The sequence below is a fragment of the Nostoc sp. 106C genome (genome assembly GCF_002154725.1).
Taxonomy (GTDB): Bacteria; Cyanobacteriota; Cyanobacteriia; order Cyanobacteriales; family Nostocaceae; genus Aulosira.
This window is the reverse complement of the sequence record NZ_MTAW01000006.1, coordinates 1-1,032: the sequence shown is the minus strand read 5'-3', so window position 1 is coordinate 1,032 and position 1,032 is coordinate 1. Positions and strand designations below refer to the sequence as shown.

General features: G+C 49.5%; 1 protein-coding gene. It reads right to left on the bottom strand.

What is annotated here, in order from left to right:
• The coding region (psbA, locus tag BV375_RS00060; RefSeq protein ID WP_143841905.1) for a photosystem II q(b) protein at positions 1-1,032 on the bottom strand (1,032 nt) is incomplete at both ends.

Sequence of the window (1,032 nt, the reverse complement as noted above, 5' to 3'; positions counted from 1 at the left end):
ACAGGAGCAACTTCACCAGCAGCCAAGTCTAGAGGGAAGTTGTGAGCGTTACGCTCGTGCATTACTTCCATACCCAGGTTAGCGCGGTTGATTACGTCTGCCCAAGTAGCAATGACGCGACCTTGAGAATCAATTACTGATTGGTTGAAGTTGAAACCGTTCAAGTTGAACGCCATTGTGCTGATACCCAATGCGGTAAACCAGATACCGACTACGGGCCATGCAGCCAAGAAGAAGTGCAGTGAACGGCTGTTGTTGAAAGAAGCGTATTGGAAGATCAAACGACCGAAGTAGCCGTGGGCGGCAACGATGTTGTAGGTTTCTTCCTCTTGACCGAACTTGTAACCGTAGTTTTGAGATTCGGTTTCGGTTGTTTCACGAACCAAGGAAGAAGTAACCAAACTTCCGTGCATTGCACTGAACAAGGAACCACCGAATACACCTGCTACACCCAACATGTGGAAGGGGTGTAAGAGGATGTTGTGCTCAGCTTGGAACACAATCATGAAGTTGAAGGTTCCGGAGATACCCAAAGGCATACCATCGGAGAATGAACCTTGACCGATGGGGTAGATCAAGAATACTGCGGTAGCAGAAGCCAAAGGTGCAGAGTAAGCTACGCAGATCCAAGGACGCATACCCAAGCGGTAAGACAATTCCCACTGACGACCGAGATAGCAAGCGCAACCGATCAAGAAGTGGAAAATTACCAATTGGTAAGGACCACCGTTGTACAACCACTCATCTAAGGAAGCTGCTTCCCAGATGGGGTAGAAGTGCAAACCGATCGCGTTAGAAGAAGGAACAACTGCACCAGAGATGATGTTGTTTCCGTAGATCAAGGAACCTGCAACTGGTTCGCGGATACCATCGATGTCCACTGGAGGCGCAGCGATGAAAGCGATTACGAAGCAAGCGGTAGCGGCTAGCAAGGTGGGGATCATCAATACGCCGAACCAACCGATATAAATCCGGTTTTCGGTGCTGGTGATCCACTCGCAAAACCGATCCCATACGTTAGCGCTAGAGCGC